This is a genomic window from Halorubrum sp. LN27 (genome assembly GCF_016635065.1).
Lineage (GTDB): Archaea > Halobacteriota > Halobacteria > Halobacteriales > Haloferacaceae > Halorubrum > Halorubrum salipaludis.
Genome location: NZ_JAEPET010000001.1, coordinates 3,008,858 through 3,025,122 on the forward strand (window position 1 = coordinate 3,008,858; position 16,265 = coordinate 3,025,122).

Sequence of the window (16,265 nt, forward strand, 5' to 3'; positions counted from 1 at the left end):
TTTCGTCGACCTCCGCGTTCCCGCGAGCGGTAGCTATTTCGACACACCTCGTTTCCGGTGAAATCACATCTGAAATTCGGCGACTGCGACGCGAACCGGACACGGACCGAGTGATAAACACGTCCCGACGAGCTCCGCGACCCGGCCGCTCAGTCTTCAGTCGGACAGCGCGACGATCCGACCGTCCTCGGCGACCACGAGTACCTCCGCGGTCCCGTCGCCGGTCGCGTCCGCGAACAGCGGGCCCGCGTACACGACGGCGCCGCCGGGTCCACCGATATCGCCGCGCGCGATCGCCTCGCCGTTCTGGTTCAGCGCGAGCACGCCGCCGTTCTGATTCACCGCCACCGGGCCGGGAGAGCCGTCGCCGTCGACGTCGGCGACGCCGGGCGCGTTCACCCGGGTGTCGCCGCCGTACTGCTGCTTCCAGACGACTTCGCCGTCGAGCAGGTCGACCGCCCAGACGCTTCCGCTCCCGCCGACGTAGACGCGACCGGGGTCCGCGTCGCCGACGGTGACGGGCTCGTCCTGCAGTCCGACCTCGTAGCGGCTCCCGCCGTCGGCGACGTCGAGCGTCTCAAGGTTCCCGTTCGCGCCGCCGAGCGCGAGCACCGGACCGCTCCGGGTGTCGGCCGCGCTCCAACTCAGGGGGGTGACCGACGGAGTCGTCGTCCATCGCACCTCGCCGCTCGCGTCGAGCAGGCTGATCGAACGCTCGCCGTCGACCGCGGTCGCGACCGCGAGCCCGCGGACGGCGTCGCCCCCGGCACCGCCGAAGTCGACCGCCAGCGGCCGACGCTTCACCGAGGCGTCGAGGTCGGTCTCGAACACGGTCTCTCCGCCCGCGTCGACCGCGCGAACCCGTCCGTCGGTCGTGACCGCGGCGACCTCGCCGTCACCGTCGCCGTCGAGGTCGCCGATCGCCGGTCGGAGTCCGCCCGATCCGCCGAGGTCGACCGCGAATCGCTCGGTGCCGTCGGTCGGATCGATCACGACGAGGGAGCCGGCTTCGGTCGTGAACGCGACGACCTCGTCGCCGCCGAGTTCGCCGGCGGCCAGCCCGCTCGTCGCCGGGGGATCCGTGCCGTTCCCGTCGCCGGTGTCGCCGGTGTCGCCGTCCGCCCCGCCGACCCCCGTTCGCCACTCCACGTCGCCGCCCACCGCGGTGGCGCGTATCGTCGGGGCGCCGTCCTCGACCGTCGGCTGGAGGACGAGCGGGTCGCCGTCCATCGTGGCGACGACCGCGCCGGTGCCGTCGTCGCCGGCGACGGGCTCCGACTCCCAGACGACCTCGGCGTCCGCCGTAACGTCGTCGAGGCCGACGAACGCGAAGAGGGCGACCCCGACGCCGGTCGCGCCGCCGGCGAACAAGATCAGGCTCGCGAACAGAACGCGGCGGTCCATTACCTGGGGTTCGGTCGTCGGCGTGATACCCCTGTCGGATGCGGCGGGCGACGAGGAGGCCTACAGCAGCGTGGCGACGTGGTCCGCGTGCGACGGCCCGACCAGATCGCGGAGGACCTCGGGGTCGCGCTCGCCGTCGGCGTTCACGAGGTAGACCGCTCCGTCGCGGCCGCCGTAGGCGCCGTGGAAGTCGTAGACGAAGCCGTACACGTCCGCGTCGGCGCCGGTTTCGGTCTCGCGAGCCATCGCGACCTGTTCGTGGACGTTGTACTCGACGAGGCGGTTGCGGAGGCCGGCGGCCTCGTCGCTCTCGTCGCCTGAGTCGTCCGTCCCGCCGCCGCTCTTCTCGCTACCGTCGCCTTCGAGCGCGTCGATCCCGGACTCGACGATCGGGACGAGCTCTTCAACGTCGGCCCTGACGCCGGGCTCGTCGGGGAGTTCGCCCGTCCGCACCGCGGCGAGGGCCGCACCGATCGCGCCGCACCCGGTGTGCCCGACGACCGCGAGCGCCTCCGTGCCGGTGTAGGCGAGCGGGTACGCGACGCTACCCGCGAGCACGCGCTCGCCGTCGACGCGGTCGGTGGCGCGATTCCCGATGTTGCCGGCGGTAAAGAGGAAGCCGGGTCGATCGACCGCCCACATGCCCTCCTGCGACACGCGCGAGTCCGAACAGCAGACGGAGACGACCGGGGGACGCTGGCCGTCGCGCTGGGCCGCGAGGGCGTCCGCGCCGAGCGACGCGACGTGCTCGTCGTTGCGCGAGAGGAGATCGATGAGGAGGTCGCGTCCCATACCCGCCGACTCGCTCCCGAGTCTGAAAAGGGAGACGGACGTGGCGAGAATCGGGAACGGACGTGGCGAGAATCGGGAACGGACGTGGCGAGAATCGGGGTCGGAGGCCGCAAAAATCTGGGGAAAACGGTCGGGATCGGCTCGGCGGCGATCCGGGCGATCAAACGATCAGGCGATCAGGCCGACGATCTGCACGAGGAATCCGACGACGAAGACCGCGAGGAGGGCGATCGTCGCCACCACCACCGCGGGCGAGAGGGCCTCTTCGTCCTGATCGAGCACGAGCGACTCCATGTCTTCCATGCGAGACCCGTCGTGGCGACGGGGTTTGAACGCTTCGCTCGGCGGGGCGCTCGGTTCGGCGGACTCCCGAGCCGGAGCAAATCGTCCCTCGACCGCCCCTGAAGGGAAGCTTCATTTACCTCTCGACGGACTGTGCGGATGGATGAGTGACGGAGGACGGCCGACGGCCGGAACCGAGGGGGCGCCGATGTCGAACGGTGACGCGGCCGACGACGGGGGACCTCGGGGGGCGATCGCCGATCCGCCTGACCCGCCCTCCGAGGGAGGGGCCGCCGTCGACCCGGCGGCCGGATCGACGACCGCCGCCGCGTCCGGGGGCGGAGTGCTGGTCGTCGTCTGCGGGCTGCCGGGGGTCGGCAAGACGACGGTGGCGGAGCGGGTCGCCGGTCACGTCGACGGCGAGATCCTCAGGACCGACGTGATCCGGAAGGAGCTGTTCGACGAGCCGGCGTACACGGACGAGGAGACGGAGGCGGTGTACGCGGAGCTCATCGACCGCGCCCGCGACCGCGTCGCCGCCGGGTCCGCCGTCGTCCTCGACGCGACGTTCGCGGACGCCCGGTTCCGCGCCGACGCCCGCGAGGTGGGCGAGAGCGTCGCGGGCGGGTTCGCGCTCGTCGAGGTCGAGTGCGACGAGCCGGTCGTCGAGCGCCGGATCGAGCGCCGCGACGGGATCAGCGACGCCGACTTCGAGGTCCACCTCCACTTCAAGGAGCTGTTCGACCGGATCGAGACCGACCACGTCGTCGTCGACAACTCCGGCGATCAGGCGGAGACGTTCGCGCAGGTCGACGCCGCGTTCGGCGCGAAACCGGGCGACGGGAAGTGAGCGCGGGCGGCGATCGGCGTCGCGGTGACCGGACTCCCCGTGTCGTGCCACCAGTTTGCACGACACAGGTTCGCACGAGAAACGCGCACACGTATCTCCCATCACTTATACGGCCCACCGTCATATGTAGTGTATGAGCGAAGAATCCGGGCGTCGGAACCTCCGAATGCCCAACGACGACGAAGTGTTCGCCGTGGTGACGGAACACCTCGGCGGGAACCACGTGCGACTGCGCTGCGTGGACGGCGAGACGCGGATGGGCCGGATCCCCGGCCGCATGAAGTACCGGACGTGGATCAGCGAGGGCGACGTGGTCCTCGCGGAGCCGTGGGACTGGCAGGACGAGAAGGCGAACGTCGAGTGGCGGTACGACGACGACGACGCGGACCAGCTCCGGCGCGAAGGCCACATCCAGTAACTCCGCGGCGCGGTGTCACCGGAAGGTGTTTTTAATCTCCCGAGCGACGGCGCCGAGCGCTATCTGCTGAACTCTATCGCCGCGCCCTGCCCGAAGCCGACGCAGAGCGTCGCGAGCCCGCGGTCGGCGTCCCGCTTTTCCATCTCGTGGATCAGGGTGACGGGGAGCCGCGCGCCGGACGCGCCGAGGGGGTGACCGATGGCGATGGCGCCGCCGTTGACGTTGTACTGCTCCTCGTCGATCCCGAGCTCGCGCCGCGAGTACTCGCACTGGGAGGCGAACGCCTCGTTGAGCTCCACGAGGTCGTAGTCGTCGATGCTCCGGCCGGCGCGGTCGAGCAGGCCGCGGGTCGCGGGCACCGGGCCGATCCCCATCACGGTGGGGTCGACGCCGGCGACGTTGTTCGTGCCGACCTCCGCGAGCACGTCGAGGCCGTGGTCCTCCGCGAACGCCTTGCTCGTGACGAGCGTCAGCGACGCGCCGTCGGAGATCTGCGAGGAGTTCCCGGCGGTCACCGTGCCGTCCCCCGTGAACGCGGGCGAGAGGCCGGCGAGCTTCTCGGGCGTCGTGTCCGGGCGGATCCCCTCGTCTTCCTCCACGAGCCCCTCGTCGGTCTCCACGGGGACGATCTCGTCGTCGAAGCGGCCCGACTCGGTGGCCTCGGCGGCGCGCTGATGACTGCGGGCCGCGTACTCGTCCTGCGCCTCGCGGCTCACGTCGTACTCCTCGGCGACCTTCTCGGCGGTCATCCCCATCTGGAGCTGGAAGACGTTGTACTGCTCCGAGAGCTCGGAATGGAGGTGTTGGTAGGAGTCGCCGTCCATCGGGACGCGGCTCATGTTCTCGACGCCGCCGGCGATGATGCAGTCGCGGTTCCCGGCCGCGATCGCGTCCGACGCCGAGATGATCGCCTGCATCGAGGAGGCGCACCAGCGGTTGATCGAGGTCGCCGGCACCGACTCGCCCAGATCGGAGAGCAGCGCGATGACGCGCGCGACGTTGTTGTCCTGTTCCGTCCGCTGCTGGGCGACGCCCCACATCAGGTCGTCGACGTGGTCGCTCGTCAGCCCCGTCTCCGCGAGCGTGTGGTCGATGAGCCGCGTCGAGAGGTCCTCGCTGCGGACGTCGGCGTAGACGCCCCCGTCGCGTCCCTGCGGCGTTCGGTAGGCGGCGGCGATAACCGGCGTGGTCCCGTCTGTCATGATCGATCGCTGGCGCGTCAGGGACTTAAAACGGCGTGGAACCCGAGTGAATCTGACCGGGGTTTATCGTTTATCACGCGTCGACCCGGGAGCGATCGTCCCCCGAATTACTCCGTCAAGAGGCCCTCGCCGGTCATCTCCTCCGGACGGTCGAGCCCCATCAGATCGAGCAGCGTCGGGGCGATGTCACAGAGCGAGCCGCCCTCGCGGACCGCTCGTCCCCCGTCGTCGCCGTCGGGCGTCAGGTACACGAAGGGGACCGGGTTGAACGTGTGGGCGGTGTGGGGGTCTTCGGGGGTCCCCATGTCGTCGGCGTTGCCGTGGTCGGCCGTCACGACCGCGTGGCCGCCCGCGTCGGCGACCGCGTCGAGGAGCCGGTCGAGCTGGGCGTCCACCGCCTCGACCGCCTCGACCGCGGCGTCGAAGTCGCCGGTGTGGCCCACCATGTCGGGGTTCGCGTAGTTCAACACCAGCAGGTCGGGGTCGTCTTCGGCGATCGTCTCGACCGCCTCGTCGGTCACTTCCGGGGCGGACATCTCCGGCTGCTGGTCGTAGGTGGACACGTCCGGGCTCTCGACGATGGTCCGATTCTCGCCGGGGAACTCCACCTCCCTCCCGCCGTTAAGGAAGTAGGTGACGTGCGGGTACTTTTCCGACTCCGCGATCCGGAGCTGGGTGCCGTCGACGTCTGAGACCACCTCGCCGATCGTGTTCGCCGGGATCTGCGGCGGGAACGCGACCGGGAACTCGAACGTCTCGTCGTACTCGGTCATCGTGGTCATGCGGATATCGGGCTGGTCGAGATCGAACTCCCACGCGGGCTGCGTGTCGGTGAGCATCCGGACCAGCTGGCGGGCGCGATCCGCCCGGAAGTTGAAGAAGACCACGGCGTCTCCGTCATCGAGCGCCGGCTCGTCGGCCACGAGCGTCGGCTCGACAAACTCGTCGGTCTCCCCCCGAGCGTGGGCCTCGCGGGCCGCCGCGACCGCGCTCTCGGCCTCGTGCGGGGCGTCGCGGGAGACGATCGCGTCGTACGCCTTCCGCGTGCGCTCCCAGTTCTCGTCGCGGTCCATCGCGTGGTAGCGTCCCGTCACGGTCGCGACGTGACCGGTTCCGCGCTCGTCGGCCTTCGCCGTCACGTCCGCGAGGAACTCGTCGGCGATCTCCGGGGCGGTGTCGCGGCCGTCGGTGAACGCGTGGCTCGTCGCCGGCACCCCGGCGTCGGCCGCCGCGTCGATCAGCGCGAGCAGGTGTTCCACGTCCGAGTGGACCCCGCCGTCAGAGACGAGCCCCATGAAGTGGACCCGTCCACCGGTCGAGTCAGCGTGGTCGAGCGCGGCCGCGACGGCGTCGTTGTCCGAGAGCGACCCCTCGGCGAGCGCGTCCGTGATGCGGGTGTACGCCTGCTTGACGACCCGCCCCGCGCCGATGTTCAGGTGGCCGACCTCGGAGTTGCCCATCTGCCCCTCCGGGAGCCCCACGCGCCGCCCGTGGACGACGAGGCGGCCGTCCGCGCCGCGCTCGGTGGCAGCGTCGAAGGCGGGCGTGTCGGCCGCCGCGACCGCGTCGCGGCCCGCGGGACGTCCCGAGGGATCGACCGTCTCCCCGCGCTCGCCGTCTCCTGCGCCGCCGCCGAGCCCCCAGCCGTCGAGAATGATGAGCGCCGTTTCCATACCCCTCGTTTCCGTGGGCGAGGTAACTACTCTTCGCCTCGCGTCGCCCCGGCGGTCCCGGGATCCGGGCGCCCGTCGACCCCACAACGGTTTGTCCGCGGCGACCGACGTGACGGACGATGGGAACTCACTCGCGCACGAACGAACTCGCGGCGACGGTGGCGGACGGCGAGGTCGCGCTCGGACTGCTCGACAACGCGTACAGCCCGAATCTCGTCGAACTGTACGGTGAGGTCGGGGTCGACTTCGTCTGGCTGGACTTGGAACACGGCGGGCCAGACCCGTGGGACGCGGGCCTGATCGAGAACCTCCTCCGGGCCGCTGAGCGGACCGGCGTCGAGCTGCTCGTCCGGCTGCCCGACTCGGACCCGGCGCTCGTGCGGAAGGCGCTCGACCTGGGCGTCAGGAACGTCTTCCTGCCGCGGGTCGAGGGCGCGGCCGAGGTCCGCGAGGCCGTCGCGTCCGCCCGGTTCGAGTACGACGACGAGCCCGGCGACCGCGGGCTCGCCGCGCCGCGGGCGCGCCGATGGGGCCTGGCGGACGACTACGTGGAGACCGAGGACGCCGAGACGATGGTCGGTACCACGATCGAGACCGCGGCCGCCGTCGAGAACATCGACGCGATCCTTGACGTCCCGGAGCTCGGCTTCGTCTTCCTCGGGCCGTTCGACCTGTCCGTCTCGCTCGGCCATCCCGGAGAGATCGACCACCCGGAGGTGCGGGAGGCGGTCGAGACCGTCCGATCGAAGGCGATCGCGGCCGGCGTGCCGGTCGGCGGGCTCGCCTTCGGCGTCGACGACGCGGACGAGAAGGCGACGGAGGGATACCAGATCCTGAATCTCGGTAGCACCACCGGAGCGCTCCAGAAGACCGTCTCCGGCTGGCTCGACGCGTACGAGGACGGCGACGCGGAGTGACGCCCGACGACGCGGAGTGACGCTCGACGGGCGCCGGGGAAGTCACCCTTTTCCCTCTCCGACGCTAACCATACGTTAATGGACTCCGCGGTACTGCTCGATCTCCTCGGCAACGAGAACCGGCGGCGCATCCTCCGGCTGCTCGCCACCAAGCCCTGTTACGTCACGGAGATCTCGGAGTACCTCGACGTGAGCCCCAAGGCGGTCATCGACCACCTGCGGAAGCTGGAGGAGGCCGGCCTCATCGAGTCGACCACCGACGACCAGCGCCGCAAGTACTTCCGTATCGCCCGGAGCCTCCGACTGGAGGTGAGCGTCTCCCCGTACGGCTTCGGGGCGAAGAGCGCGTACCCCGCGAAGAACAGCTTCGACATGGCGGCCCGGTGCCAACACCTCTCGATAGAGGTCCCCGACGGGTCCGGGTCGTCGAGCGACCTGGCCGACCTCGCCGACGAGTTCGGTCGGCTCCAGAACCTCGATCGGGAGCTCTCGCTGGCCCAGCGGTGGGTGCAGGGCCGCGTCGAGGACACGCTGGCCGAGATCGACGAGCGGCTCGGCACCGAGTCCGACAGCCGCTTCTTCGCGGCGGTCCTCGCCGCGCTGGTCGAGACCGACGGCACCCCCGCGGCGGTCGCAGACGAGGTCGGCGCCCGCGAGGAGACGGTCGCCGACGCCCTCCGGCGGCTCGCGGACGTGGGGGTCGTCGCCCGCGACGGCTCCGCCGACGTGGACCGCTACCGGATCCGGTAGGGCGCGGGGCCAGCGGTCGAGAGTCGCCGCCGAGGCGCACCGGTCCCCGCACAGTCGGCCGCTTCCGGAACCTTTTGGCGCGCGCCCGGGAGAGGTCGACGCGTGAGCAGAGCACGGAATCTCGCGTTGTTCCTCGTCCTCGCCGCGGTGTGGGGGTCGGCGTTCATGGCGATCAAGGCCGGGCTGGCGTACTTTCCGCCCGTGCTGTTCGCCGCGTTCAGGTACGACGTCGCGGGCGTCGTCATGCTCGCGTACGCGGCGTACGTCGTCGACGACCCGATCCCGCGGGGGCGCGACGAGTGGGCCGTCGTCGCCGTCGGCGCGACGCTGATCATCGCCGCCTACCACGCGTTCCTCTTCGTCGGCGAGACCGATCCGGCCGTGACGAGCGCGGTCGCGGCCGTGATCGTCAGCCTCTCGCCCGTCTTGACGACCGTCTTCGCGCGCGCCTTCCTCCCCTCCGAGCGGCTGACGGTCGTCGGCGTGATCGGTCTCCTCGTCGGTCTCGTGGGGGCGGTCGTGCTGGCCGCGCCGGACCCGAGCAACCTCGCCGGCGGCGGCACGGTCCCGAAGCTGCTCGTGTTGCTGGCGGCCGCGTCGTTCGCGCTCGGGTCGGTGTTGACGCGGGCGTCCGACGCCGACCTCCCGATCGAGACGATGGAGGCGTGGTCGATGCTCCTCGGCGCGGCGCTGATGCACCTGCTGTCGCTCGGGCTCGGCGAGTCGGCCGCCGACGTGGCGTGGACCGCCGAGGCGCTCCTCGCGCTCGGCTACCTCTCGGTCGTCGCCAGCGGGCTCGGCTTCCTCATCTACTTCGATCTCCTCGACCGGCTCGGCCCGATCGAGATCAACCTCGTCTCGTACGTCGCGCCGGTGTTCGCCGCGGTCTCCGGGTGGCTGTTCCTGCGGGAGGCGATCACCCTCAACACCGTCGCGGGCTTCCTGATCATCTGCCTCGGCTTCCTCCTCGTGAAGCGGGCGGCGTTCAGGGACGCCCTCCGCGAGTACGGCGTGGTCGAGTGACGAGGTACTGACGGACGGTACCATCCCCCACTCCCGAGGTGGTTTTTATACGCACCCGCGAGACGGGCGGGTATGTTCCCCGAGACGATCGAGACCGACCGGCTGCGACTGGAGCCGCGGTGGCCCGAGAACGTCGACCTCGACGACTGCTACCGGATCTGCTCGTCGGACCCCGGGATCGACGAGGTGACCGAACACGTCACGTGGGACCCCCACGAGACGAAGAAGGAGACGCTGGAGTTCCTCGAGCGCGGCCGCGAGCGCTGGGAGGACGACGAGGCGGCGAGCTACGTCATCCGCCCCCGCGAGGGCGAGGAGGGCGCGGGCGAGATCGCCGGCTTCGGCGGCTTCACCGTCGACTGGGAGAAACGGACCGCGGTCCTCGGCACCTGGCTCCGCAAGCGGTTCTGGGGCCGCGGCTACTCCGGCGAGCGCGCCGCCGCCCTCGCCGAGGTCGCCTTCGACGACCTCGATCTCGACCTCGTCGCCGTGAGCCACCTCCCCGAGAACGACAAGTCGCGGCGGGCGATCGAGAAGTACGTCGACCGGCTCGGCGGCCGCCGCGAGGGGCTGTTGCGGAACCACATCACGTTCACGGACGGCAGCGTCCACGACGAGGTCCGGTACTCGATCTCGCAGGGCGAGTGGCGCGAGGCGACGGAGTAGCGGAACACGGTCGGCACCGAGCACACCGACCCAACAGACACTTATGACCGCCGAAACGACACCGAGCACATGTCTGTCCCCGACCGATCGAACCGAACGCAGGGAATCGTCGGCGGCGCGGCGGCTGGCGCCGTCGCGTACGTCCTCGGCTATCTCGTCGTGTACGTGACGCAGGGCGACCGGATCGAGGAGGGCCTCTCGGGGATCAACTTCTTCGCCGACCTGTTCGGCGGCGACCCGATCTCCACCTGGCAGGCCGCGGGGTGGATGTTCTACAACGCCCACTTCGTCGACGTCAACGCCCCCTCGCTGATCGGCGGCGCGCAGTCGGGGAACCTGATCACGCAGGCCGACGGGGGGTCGCTGTCGCTGCTGTTCGTCCTCCCCCCGCTCCTCCTTATCGTCGCCGGCCTCGTCGCGGGCCGGACCGCCGGCGCGTCCGATCCGGCCGACGGGGCGCAGGCCGGCGCGTTCGTCCTCGCCGGCTACCTCCCCCTCGCGGTGATCGGGGCCTTCCTGTTCCGGTACTCCGTCGGTGACGGGACGGTGGCGCCCGACCTCGTCACCGCGGTGCTGCTCGCCGGCGCCGTCTACCCCGTGGTCTTCGGCGCGATCGGCGGCGCCGCCTCGTCGCTGCTGAGCGACTGACTCCGAGAAGCGGCGACTCGACTTTTCGGCGGCGTACCCAAAACCGCCAGAACCGCTCGTAGCGCCGGTACCGCCAAAACCGCCAGAACCGCTCGTAGCGCCGGTACCGCCAAAACCGCCAGAGCCGTCAGTACTCCGCGTCCTCGGGGTCGATCCGGTCGCCGTACTCCCGGGCGGGATCGACGGGGCGCCCCTCGTCCGTCTCGGGCGCGACGTAGTCGATGAACGCCTCGACGTCGGGCTCCCGGACGCGGACCTCGACGTCGATCTCGCCGAGCTCGTCCGGCTCGCCGACCGCGAAGTTGACGACGCCCTCGAACGCCGCCTGCTTCTTCAAGGAGAAGTCGAACCCCTCGTCGGTGCTGTTCTGAAGGAACACCCGGCGGGCCGTGTCGAGGATCTCCTGTTCGTGGAGCACGTCGGAGAAGGCGTCGAGGGCGTGCGCCTCGGCGACCAGCATCCCGTCCTCGTGGACCGGCTCCGCGTCCGGGAACACGTTCTCGACCGCGTCGGCGACCCGATCGGTGACTTCGGTGTCGTTGACTGGGGCCTCGATCCGCACGTCGACGCTGTAGATCACGAGCCGTCACCTCCGGCGTTCGGGGCCGCGGGGTCGGTGTCGGACTCCGGATCCGGATCGGCGTCGCCCGCCGCGCCGCCGTCGGCGCTCTCCTCGCTCGCCTCGCCGTCCGCGACGCCGAGTACCTCTCGGACCCGCCGCCGGAACGCCGCCAGCGTCCCGGTGTTGTCGATCTCGACGTCGGCCCGGTCGAGGGTCTCGCCGAGGCCGAGCTCGAGCTCGCGGGCGTCGCGCTCGCGGAGGGCCTCCAGGTCGGAGTCGGAGTCGTCGCGGCCGCGCTCGTCGAGCCGCTCGGCGCGGAGCTCGAAGGGCGCGCGGACAGCCACCAGCGTGAAGTCGTCGCCGAAGGCCTCTCGGAACCGCTCCAGTTCGACGGTCGAGCGGAGCCCGTCGACGAGGACGGCCTCGCGGTCGCTCTCGGCCGCCGCCTCGCGGATCAGCGGGAGCGTCCGGGCGGCGATCGCGTCGTCGCCCTCCTCCTCGCGGAGCGCGCCGGCGATCCGACCGTGGTGTTCGGCCGGGTCGAGCCCGCGTCGGCGGCACTCCGCCCGGATCACGTCGCCCATGACGACGACCGGGATCCCCGCCTCCTCGGCCACGTTCGCCGCCTCCCCCTTCCCGCTGCCGGGGAGGCCGACGGTTCCGATGACGTTCATTAGCGGCGAGTAGTCCCGTGCCGGACTTAGGTCTGCTGTTGGGGCCGCGAGCCTCGCCGACCGACCGTTTCCTCCGTGGAGCGCTATATATCTGGGAACGCGAATACAAAACACAATAGAAGTAGTATAAAAATATATAAACTATCTCTCGGATTCGTTTAACGTGGCTGACGTGTGCCAGCAAGTCCCTTGCATTCGCCCGCTCTCCTCCGCCGGCGCTCGGTTCTCTGACGGTGGACACCCGCGGCGACGCACGGCGGCCGCGGACGATCCATGCGACGACGAACACTCATCACGGGAGCGGCGGCCAGCGGTATCGGCGGTATAGCACTCATCGGAACGGGCGCGTTCGACACGGCGAGCGCGGAGCGGACCGCGACGGTGAACTTCGCGGACGACGAGGACGCCTATCTGGGGCTGGTCTCGAAGAGCGCGTACGCGACGACGGACGGCGACGGCGAGCTCGCGCTCGCGTTCGGCGACGTCTCCGGCGACGGCGACGGGATCGGCCGCAACTCGCAGTTCTTCTTCGACGAGGTGTTCGCGATCGCGAACCAGGGGACCGAGACGGTCTCTATCACCGCGAGCAGCGACACCGACGCGTTCGACGGCGAGTTCCGGCTGTACCCGACCGGCGACCGAGACGGCACCCTCGACGACGAGGACAACGCGATCGTCTTGGAGACCGGCGAGGAGCAGTCGGTCGGCACCCACGTCGAGACGGGCGACGTCGACGTGACGAACGAGCTCGACATCGAGATCACCATCGAGGCGGCCTTCGAGGAGGGCGGCGACGAGCCGGACGAGCCGGAACCGGAGCCGCCCGAGACGATCGACGAGACGGAGTTCTTCTCCACGTCGAGCCTCGTCGACGCGAACGGCGAGGTGCTCGACGACGACTCCGTCGTCGCGGTGTGGGCGGAAGCGACGGCCGACAACGAAAACTCGGAGGACGACGACGGGTTCGTCTCGTATCCCGACGACACCGGAATCCCGTTGGCAGCGGCGGACGGGAACGTAGTCGGGTTCGGAGCAGATCTCGGCCCGGACGCGAGCAGTGAAGACGACAATCGGACGCTCATCGCGAACGCCTGGCAGACGGTCCTCGACGGGACCGGAACCGTGCTGTACGACGAGACCCACGGACAGGAACTGACGCTCGACGCCTTCTCGCAGCTCCAATCGGTAGCAGAGGGTCGGGGGTTCGACGTCGAGTCGATCGACAGCGACTTCGTCGGCTCGCTCGACGGTGCGGACGCGGTGATGATCGCGGCATCCGACGGCGACGTGGCGAGCGTGGGCGGATTCTCCGACACGGAGCGGTCCGAACTCGCCGACTTCGTCGACGACGGCGGTGCGGTGTTCCTCCACGGGACCGCGTCGTTCGACGGCACCTCGAACGACGCGCTGAACGCGGTGCTCGCCGACCTCGACGCCGCGTTCCGGTTCAACTTCGATCAGGTGGTCGACAACGACAACAACGGGGGCGATTTCTACATCCCGCGGACGAGCAACTTCAACGACGACGAGTTTCCCGACTTCTTCCTCGCGGAGGGTGAACTATGAAGCGCCGCAGCGTCCTCATCGGCATCGGCGCGACCGCGGCCGGCGGCGGGGCGATCGCCACGGGGGCGTTCGACACGGCGACGGCGGAGCGGACCGCGACCGTCGCGCTCGCGGACGACGCCAGCTCGCTCCTCTCTTTGACGCCGCTGGACGACGAGTACGCGTTCGTCGACGACGACGGCGAGCTCGCCTTGGTCTTCGACGAGGTCGAGGGCGGCGGCACCGGCTTCGGCTCGAACACCGTCTACGAGATCGGCGAGGTGTTCCAGGTCAGCAACCAGGGGACCGAGGACCTCGGCCTCTTCGCGGAGGTCGAGGACGGGAGCCTCGGCGACGCGAGCTTCGAACTGACCGTCGACGGCGAGACGCTCGGTCCTGACCCGACCGTCGAGCTCGGCGTCGGCGAGGCAGTCGCGGTCGGCGTCGAGATCGACTCCGGCGAGGACCCGACCGACGGCGAGGTGGCGATCACGCTCGGCATCGGCGACGGACCGATCGAAGACCCCGGTGACGAGCCGGGCGAGGGGCCGACCGAGTTCGTCGACGAGCTCGTCTTCGACTCGACCGCGAGCCTGTTGGCGGCGGACGGCTACCTCCCCGAGGACGCCGTCGCGGTCGCCGCCGAGCCGACGGCGGAGTCGGTCGACGAGGACGGCAACGGCGACGACACGAGCTACCCGGACGACGCGCCGCTGCCGCTGATGGCGGTCGACCAGGAGCTTCCGGTGGTCGCGTTCGGCTTCCCGTTCGCCAAGGACGACATTCAGTTCGGAAGCTACGGCAACGAGGAAGTGCTACTGAACGTTCTCGACAAGTACGCCGCGTCGGACACGGTCCTCTGGGATGAGGGGCACGGCCAGTTTTACACCCTGGGTCAGGGTGAAGGAGACGGCCACAATAACTTCGAATCCTACGCCGAGGAGAACGGATACACACTGGAGGCGACGACGGAACTCGGAACGGACCTGTCCGGTTCGGCCGGGGCGATCGTGATCACGTCGCCCTCCGAGTCGTTCTCCGGGAGCGAGATCGATGCGCTCTCAATGTTCGCCGACGCGGGCGGGCTGATCGTGTTGATGGACCAGTCCGACTACAGCGACTACGACGAGACGGACAACCTCAACGCCCTAGCGAACGGTCTCGACTCGCAGATCCGGTTCAACGACAATCAGGTGATAGACGACGAGAACAACGACGGCGCGAACTTCGCACCCACGTCGACTGATCTCGACACGGAGAGCTATCCCGAGCTGTTCGCCGACCGCGACGGGCTCGGGCTCGAACTCGACCCGAGCGAGGAGTACGAGGTCGAGGTCGTCAGCGTCACCGACGGCGACACCGTCGACGTCCAGTTCGAAGGCGGACAGGTCGAAACCGTTCGCACTCTCGGACACGATGCGCCGGAAACACAGGCGGCTAACGAGCGCCCCGAGGAGTGGGAGGGGATCGACGACGTGGACACGCTCGGCTTCTGGGGCGACGAAGCGACCGACTACGCGCAGGACGCGGTTCCGGTCGGTGAGACGGTGACGCTCTCCTTCGACGAAAACGAGGGGCTTCGCGGGAACTTCGGTCGACTGCTCGGTCTGATCGAGACGGACGACGGACTGTTCAACGAGAACCTCATCGCCGACGGCTACGCTCGCGTGTACGACTCCGGGCTCGGGCTCCACGATCAGTTCTGGGAGGCGGAGGCCGACGCGCGCGAGAACGGTCGCGGGCTCTGGGCCGACAGCGACGTCACCGCAACCCCCGTCGTCGGCGACGCCCCCGTCGACGAGCTGTTCGTCCCGTCGGCCACCGCGGTCGCGACCGCCGACGGCGACATCGCAGACGACCGCGTTCCCGTCGAGTCCGAGGGCGGGGACCCGCTCGTCGGCGTCGACGCCGACAGCAACGTCGCGCTCCTCGGCGGACCGCTTCCGGACGAGAACTTCGAAGGGGGCGAGGACGGACCTGGAACCGATCCGTACGGCAACTACGTCTTCCTCGCGAACCTGATCGACGCCGTCTCCGCGGACGGGCGCGAGGGGAGCGTCGTCATCGACGGGGGGCACGGGCAGTTCGCCGCGGACTACGCGCTCTCCGCCGAGGACGCGGCCTACTTCCAGCGCTACCTGGAGGGGTTCGCGATCGAGTTCGACGGGAAGAACGACTTCGACGACGACCTCGGCCGGGACCTCGCGGAGGCCCGGGCCCTCATCGTCACCGCGCCCGACGACGGATTCGGGAGCGACGAGGTCACCGCGATCGAGGACTTCCGCGACGACGGCGGCGCCGTGATCCTCGCGAGCGCGGCCGGCGACGACGCGAGCGACGCGCGCGACAACCTCGACGCGCTCGCCGCCGACCTCGGCTCCGACCTGCGGACCGGCGACGCGGTGACCGACGACCAGAACAACCTCGGCGGCCCCGCCAACCCGACGACGACGAACTTCGACGCCGACTTCGACCTGTTCGACGCCTACGGCGACGGCGACGACGGGGGCGGCGGCGGAGATGTCTACCTCGCGATCGACGAGCTGGTCGAAGCCCCCTCGGGCGACCCGGTCCAAGACGAGTACGTCTCGTTCGTGAACCAGGGCGCCGAGACGGTCGACCTCGACGGATACGTCGTGTACGACGAGGTCGACAACAGCTACACCTTCGGCGCGGTCAGCGTCGATCCCGGCGCGACGATCACACTGTACACCGGCACAGGTACCGACACCGACGACACGGTGTACTGGGGTCGGACCGGGTCGGCGATCTGGAACAACGGCGGCGACACGGTGTACGTCGAGAACCCGGACGGCACCCTCGTGATCGAGCACAGCTACTGAACGCGGTCGACTCGGG

Annotated in this window: 16 protein-coding genes; 9 read left to right on the top strand and 7 right to left on the bottom strand. The window is 69.9% G+C overall.

The window, feature by feature from the left end; all coding sequences use genetic code 11:
- Positions 1–156 precede the first annotated feature (156 nt).
- The 3 genes from JIN95_RS14895 to JIN95_RS16440 form a co-directional block, all read right to left on the bottom strand.
- Positions 157–1,404 (bottom strand): PQQ-binding-like beta-propeller repeat protein, encoded by a 1,248-nt coding sequence (locus JIN95_RS14895; protein WP_200531975.1) that lies wholly within the window; start codon positions 1,402–1,404, stop codon positions 157–159.
- A 60-nt stretch (positions 1,405–1,464) separates the two neighbouring features.
- Positions 1,465–2,196 carry a carbonic anhydrase gene (locus tag JIN95_RS14900; protein WP_200531976.1) on the bottom strand — a complete coding sequence of 244 codons (732 nt, stop codon included), beginning with the start codon at positions 2,194–2,196 and terminating at the stop codon, positions 1,465–1,467.
- 168 nt (positions 2,197–2,364) lie between these two features.
- Entirely contained in the window at positions 2,365–2,499 is a 135-nt protein-coding gene (locus JIN95_RS16440) for a hypothetical protein (protein ID WP_255521297.1), read from the bottom strand.
- Positions 2,500–2,641: 142 nt separating this feature from the next.
- Here JIN95_RS16440 and JIN95_RS14905 point away from each other — a divergent pair, with 142 nt between their 5' ends.
- On the top strand, positions 2,642–3,328 hold the full coding sequence (locus JIN95_RS14905) for an AAA family ATPase (protein ID WP_234699217.1): 687 nt from the start codon (positions 2,642–2,644) through the stop codon (positions 3,326–3,328).
- Between the two features lie 133 nt (positions 3,329–3,461).
- Positions 3,462–3,746: a translation initiation factor eIF-1A gene (gene eif1A / locus JIN95_RS14910; RefSeq protein ID WP_004046489.1), complete on the top strand. Its 285-nt coding sequence runs from the start codon at positions 3,462–3,464 to the stop codon at positions 3,744–3,746.
- A gap of 59 nt (positions 3,747–3,805) precedes the next feature.
- Here eif1A and JIN95_RS14915 read toward each other — a convergent pair whose 3' ends face one another.
- Positions 3,806–4,948: a thiolase family protein gene (locus JIN95_RS14915; protein ID WP_095637205.1), complete on the bottom strand. Its 1,143-nt coding sequence runs from the start codon at positions 4,946–4,948 to the stop codon at positions 3,806–3,808.
- Positions 4,949–5,055: 107 nt separating this feature from the next.
- Positions 5,056–6,621, bottom strand: a complete 1,566-nt coding sequence (gpmI, locus tag JIN95_RS14920; RefSeq protein ID WP_095637204.1) for a 2,3-bisphosphoglycerate-independent phosphoglycerate mutase — start codon at positions 6,619–6,621, stop codon at positions 5,056–5,058.
- Positions 6,622–6,740: 119 nt separating this feature from the next.
- Between gpmI and JIN95_RS14925 the strand changes: the two genes are divergently transcribed.
- The 5 genes from JIN95_RS14925 to JIN95_RS14945 all read left to right on the top strand — a co-directional run bounded on the left by JIN95_RS14925 (position 6,741) and on the right by JIN95_RS14945 (position 10,625).
- On the top strand, positions 6,741–7,538 hold the full coding sequence (locus JIN95_RS14925) for an aldolase/citrate lyase family protein (protein WP_095637203.1): 798 nt from the start codon (positions 6,741–6,743) through the stop codon (positions 7,536–7,538).
- Positions 7,539–7,616: 78 nt separating this feature from the next.
- Positions 7,617–8,288 (top strand): ArsR family transcriptional regulator, encoded by a 672-nt coding sequence (locus tag JIN95_RS14930; protein WP_095637202.1) that lies wholly within the window; start codon positions 7,617–7,619, stop codon positions 8,286–8,288.
- Positions 8,289–8,390: 102 nt separating this feature from the next.
- Entirely contained in the window at positions 8,391–9,311 is a 921-nt protein-coding gene (locus JIN95_RS14935; RefSeq protein WP_095637201.1) for an EamA family transporter, read from the top strand.
- 72 nt (positions 9,312–9,383) lie between these two features.
- On the top strand, positions 9,384–9,977 hold the full coding sequence (locus JIN95_RS14940; protein WP_200531977.1) for a GNAT family protein: 594 nt from the start codon (positions 9,384–9,386) through the stop codon (positions 9,975–9,977).
- Positions 9,978–10,046: 69 nt separating this feature from the next.
- Positions 10,047–10,625, top strand: a complete 579-nt coding sequence (locus JIN95_RS14945) for a transporter (protein ID WP_200531978.1) — start codon at positions 10,047–10,049, stop codon at positions 10,623–10,625.
- 127 nt (positions 10,626–10,752) lie between these two features.
- On the opposite strand, the gene JIN95_RS14950 is transcribed toward JIN95_RS14945, so the two are convergent.
- Both JIN95_RS14950 and JIN95_RS14955 read right to left on the bottom strand, forming a co-directional pair.
- Positions 10,753–11,205 carry an RNA-binding domain-containing protein gene (locus JIN95_RS14950; protein ID WP_095637199.1) on the bottom strand — a complete coding sequence of 151 codons (453 nt, stop codon included), beginning with the start codon at positions 11,203–11,205 and terminating at the stop codon, positions 10,753–10,755.
- Positions 11,202–11,861: an AAA family ATPase gene (locus JIN95_RS14955; RefSeq protein WP_200531979.1), complete on the bottom strand. Its 660-nt coding sequence runs from the start codon at positions 11,859–11,861 to the stop codon at positions 11,202–11,204. The genes JIN95_RS14950 and JIN95_RS14955 overlap by 4 nt, the downstream gene beginning before the upstream one ends.
- Before the next feature lie 273 nt (positions 11,862–12,134).
- Here JIN95_RS14955 and JIN95_RS14960 point away from each other — a divergent pair, with 273 nt between their 5' ends.
- Entirely contained in the window at positions 12,135–13,427 is a 1,293-nt protein-coding gene (locus JIN95_RS14960) for a DUF1102 domain-containing protein (protein ID WP_200531980.1), read from the top strand.
- Positions 13,424–16,249, top strand: a complete 2,826-nt coding sequence (locus JIN95_RS14965; RefSeq protein WP_200531981.1) for a DUF4350 domain-containing protein — start codon at positions 13,424–13,426, stop codon at positions 16,247–16,249. Before JIN95_RS14960 ends, JIN95_RS14965 begins: the two co-directional genes overlap by 4 nt.
- Positions 16,250–16,265: the final 16 nt, after the last annotated feature.